This window comes from Rhodococcus sp. NPDC057014, assembly GCF_042673295.1.
Classification (GTDB): domain Bacteria; phylum Actinomycetota; class Actinomycetes; order Mycobacteriales; family Mycobacteriaceae; genus Rhodococcus_F.
Genome location: NZ_JBHUSF010000518.1, coordinates 1 through 3,688 on the forward strand (window position 1 = coordinate 1; position 3,688 = coordinate 3,688).

The following is a 3,688-nucleotide window of genomic DNA, read 5'->3' on the forward strand; positions in this document are numbered from 1 at the left end:
CAACCGATTCCGATGCCGCCGCCGAACATGACGCTCAGCCACTTCAGGAACGCCTCGAACGCGACGGAAAAGTCAACACCTGCAGAACCCATGAACTCGTCACTCCTCGTCTCCGTTTTGTCATCCACGGAATCGTCGATCCCGCTTACTCCCATATCGCCCGCGGACACCTCCGATGTTTCATAAAATCCCAAATTAGTCGGAGTTTTTCGAACTGGACGAAAGACCATTTATTCTGGACGATCGCTCAAAATGTGAAATGGACGACTGATCAGAATCGGGAAACCCTCTGGTAATCCGAGGAGGGTGGGCGTGAGATAAATTCTCGGCCTTGATCGGCGCCTGAGCGCCCGCACGAAAATCCTTGCCGGCAGCTGCAACGGCATGCATTCCCGGGGCGATACAACGGCCGCGTGGGACGGAGTGGGTTGGCCGCGTCGACAGCGACGGAACCCGGAAACAAGAAGGTACGAGTGCTCGGTATGAACATGGTCTGGATGGTCGCGGCGTTGGTCGTGACGTTGCTGGTGGTTGCGCTGTCTCTCGCGGCGGCGGTCGCCGCGGACGCGCAGTCCCGGCGCGGTCGCCGTCAGCTGGCGGCCCGGCGGGCCGCGGGTGCCGGTGCCGGGGCCGGACCGCGGTCGGGGGTGCTCACCGCGGAAAAGGTGCCTTCCGGCCGGGATTGGCCCCGGGTCGCGACGAGAGCGTGGGCGATCTGCGGCGCGGCCTCGGGCATCGCGGTGGCGTTCGTCGGCGTGCTGATCGTCGTGGGGTAGAACGGCCAGTCAGCCGCACGCCGGCCGTGTCCGGGGGCCCGTGCACTGAACGTGACACCGGTGACGACGATGTCGTCCCGCGTCGGGCGACCGCGACGGCCGCTTACGCTCAGCACATGGGCAGGAAGCTTCCCGCCGATCAGCGTCGCGCCCAACTGATCGAGGCGGCGTTGACGATCGCGGCAGAGCAGGGGATCGCCGCGCTGACGGTGCGACCCCTCGCCGCCGCGGTCGGGGTCTCGATGGGAGTGGTGCATTATCACTTCACCGACAAGGACACCCTCCTCACTCACCTCGGGCAAACCCAGATTCTGCAGGTTAATGAGGGAATGCGGGCGGCGTTCGGGCAGTACACCGAACCCGGTGGGCTGTCCGGGACCGCGGCCCTCGCGGATCTGCTGCGCGCCGGAATCCGCGGGCTGTGGCCGATCATCGAAGCCACCCCCCACCGCCAGCTGTTGACCTTCGAGATCACCGCCCACGCGCTACGGCAGCGCAGCGCGGGCAACGGCGCGGCCGGGGCGATCGCCCGGCAGCAGTACGACATCATGGACACCGAGACCGTCGCGTTTCTCACCCTCTGCGCGAGCCGCGTCGGTGTCGAGTGGGCGACCCCGGTCGATCAGGTCGCCCGGTTCGCGCTGGCGGGCATGAACGGGCTGGTGTTGCGCTGGCTGGTCGACCGAGACAGCGAGGCCGCCCTCGACGCCCTCGACGACCTCGTGCAGATTCTTGCCGCCAAGGCTCGCGAACCCTCAGCAACCGGGTAGGCGGCGCCTCGCCGGCAAACATCTCCTCGGGAACGAGGTGAGCGAGGAACGACGCCGAGGCAGACTTCACCAACGGATCCCCGCCGCGGCCACGACGATCGCGGGCAGCGAGACCGACACCGGTCACACATGCCCACATCAGACTGCCGTAGGCGGACCCGACCAACACGCCCATCGGTACCGCCACCCCGGCCACCGCGGAACACGCCGGCACCAGGACAGCAGATCTCCTGACCACTGCCGACACCGCGACAAACCGGCGGGCAGGCGGGGATGTCAGGGCTGTGGGACCTCGACGTGATCGGGGAGTTTGTCGCGCATCTTGTCCAGTTGCTGCTCGATACGGTCGACGGCGCTGTCGTTGTTGAGGACGGTGACCATCCCGGCGGCGAAGGCGATCGAGAGGACGATCGCCAGCGCGCTCAGCACCAGGCCGGCGATCGCGACACCCTTGCCGGTGATCCCGACCCGGCGGGCCGCCCGCAGTCCGAGAATCCCGAGGACCAGCCCGACGATGCCCAGGATCAGCCCGACGGGGGAGAGGATCACGATCAGCACACACACGAAAGCGGCCACCCCGAACGCGAGCGCGAACGCGGCGGCCGCACTGGTGCGCGCGGGCTTGGTCACCACCCGCTGCTCCTCGACCGCCACGGGACGTCCATCGACGGGGAGGCCCTCGGGCCCGGGCTCCACCCGGCGTGGGTCGTCGCCGTCGCGGCCGGTCAGTGGTCTGTTCATTGCTACCTCCGTGTCGGAATCGGGCCTGTGCGCGGTCACCCCTCCCGTTCGGACCGGGCGGGGTTGCGTCCCCGCTCGTCGAGCGGTGGTACGTGGGGGAAGCGTGCCCAGATCGGACCGTTTCCAACCCGGAGTGCGATGGCAGTGCGGCGGTGTCGATCTTCAGTCGCCCCGTCACACGTGCCCGAATGCGGGGTTGCTCGTCCGACCCGACCAGCACCTCCACCCACGACACGAACGCGTCGTGACCGAACGCACCTCGGCTCGCGACCGACCTGCGTCGCTCATGCCCCTCGGTACGGTCGACGCTCCGTAATGCTGTGATCTCCCTCACATAACGACCGGGTAACGGAAGGGCAACGGGACGGCGATACCGGTGTCTCGTCGCCGCGAGCTGGGAAGGGTCCTCGCGCGGTCAATGCGGCCCTGCAGCAGGCGAAGACACTCCGCGTTATCAAATGGTGACATTGTGGCGTTCGGCCGTTACGGTCGTCACCGGCCGAGGAAACATCGGCCACGTCCGGCCCGCCGCGCCAAGCCTCGTCCCGCGGGTACCGGAGTCCCGACGAAGCATTCCAGGGACGGGGACGGGGGACCCACAGTCCTCCAGGGAACGCGAGTTCCCGGACGGACACCGGTCCGAATGTGCCTCGCACAGTCGGATCTTGGGGTGAAGCCAGACCCTCTCCAGCCAGGAGAGGCGAGGCCGGGCGACCTCTCAGCCCGAACCCGACAGCTGACCTCGCAGGCGCGTGTGGAGAGGATCTCGACCACTATGAGCGGACGCCATCGCAAGCCCACCACCACCGGCCGCACCGTCGCCAAGGTCGCCGTCACCGGCGCCATCATGGGCGTCGCCGGAGCAGCCTACTCGGGCACCGCGAACGCGGCACCCGACTCCGACTGGGACCGCCTCGCGCAGTGCGAGTCCGGCGGAAACTGGGGCATCAACACCGGCAACGGCTTCCAGGGCGGACTCCAGTTCTCCCCGAGCACCTGGAACGCACACGGCGGAACCCAGTACGCGGCCACCGCCAACCAGGCCACGCGTGAACAGCAGATCGTCGTCGCCGAGAAGGTCCTCGACTCCCAGGGCTGGGGCGCATGGCCGTCCTGCTCCTCGAGCCTCGGCCTGAGCAGCGCACCCACCCAGCGCACCGCCCCCGCCACCGTGCCCGAGGCCCCCGCGGCGCCGGCACTGCCCGACCTCACGGGCGGCGTCCCCAGCACCAGCGGCACCTCGCAGTACTCCGGTGTCGTCGACAGCACGATCGCGGCCGTCCAGGCCCAGGGCATCGCCATCGATCCCCAGATCCTGCAGCTCATCGACGCCAACAAGGGACTGCTCCCGCAGTAGACCCCCGCAACTCACAGAAGAGGGGCCCTGCACCGATCCGGTGC

General features: G+C 68.1%; 4 protein-coding genes and 1 riboswitch. Of the genes, 3 read left to right on the forward strand and 1 reads right to left on the reverse strand.

What is annotated here, in order from left to right; genetic code table 11:
- Positions 1 to 482 precede the first annotated feature (482 nt).
- Positions 483 to 776 (forward strand): hypothetical protein, encoded by a 294-nt coding sequence (locus ACFTZB_RS44060; RefSeq protein ID WP_378442081.1) that lies wholly within the window; start codon positions 483 to 485, stop codon positions 774 to 776.
- A 116-nt stretch (positions 777 to 892) separates the two neighbouring features.
- Positions 893 to 1,546, forward strand: coding sequence for a TetR/AcrR family transcriptional regulator (locus ACFTZB_RS44065; RefSeq protein WP_378442083.1), 654 nt, complete (start codon positions 893 to 895; stop codon positions 1,544 to 1,546).
- A gap of 276 nt (positions 1,547 to 1,822) precedes the next feature.
- Here the strand turns inward: ACFTZB_RS44065 and ACFTZB_RS44070 are convergent, their stop codons facing one another.
- Complete coding sequence (locus ACFTZB_RS44070; protein ID WP_378442085.1) at positions 1,823 to 2,287, reverse strand: DUF4190 domain-containing protein; 465 nt, start codon at positions 2,285 to 2,287, stop codon at positions 1,823 to 1,825.
- A gap of 553 nt (positions 2,288 to 2,840) precedes the next feature.
- Positions 2,841 to 3,054: riboswitch (cyclic di-AMP (ydaO/yuaA leader) on the forward strand.
- An 8-nt stretch (positions 3,055 to 3,062) separates the two neighbouring features.
- Between ACFTZB_RS44070 and ACFTZB_RS44075 the strand changes: the two genes are divergently transcribed.
- Complete coding sequence (locus tag ACFTZB_RS44075) at positions 3,063 to 3,644, forward strand: transglycosylase family protein (RefSeq protein ID WP_378442087.1); 582 nt, start codon at positions 3,063 to 3,065, stop codon at positions 3,642 to 3,644.
- Positions 3,645 to 3,688: the final 44 nt, after the last annotated feature.

Excerpts from the sequence above, each read along its gene's own strand:
- ACFTZB_RS44060 (WP_378442081.1), top strand. The coding sequence starts at position 483 with ATGAACATGGTCTGGATGGTCGCGGCGTTGGTCGTGACGTTGCTGGTG.
- ACFTZB_RS44065 (WP_378442083.1), top strand. The coding sequence starts at position 893 with ATGGGCAGGAAGCTTCCCGCCGATCAGCGTCGCGCCCAACTGATCGAG.
- ACFTZB_RS44070 (WP_378442085.1), bottom strand. The coding sequence starts at position 2,287 with ATGAACAGACCACTGACCGGCCGCGACGGCGACGACCCACGCCGGGTG.
- ACFTZB_RS44075 (WP_378442087.1), top strand. The coding sequence starts at position 3,063 with ATGAGCGGACGCCATCGCAAGCCCACCACCACCGGCCGCACCGTCGCC.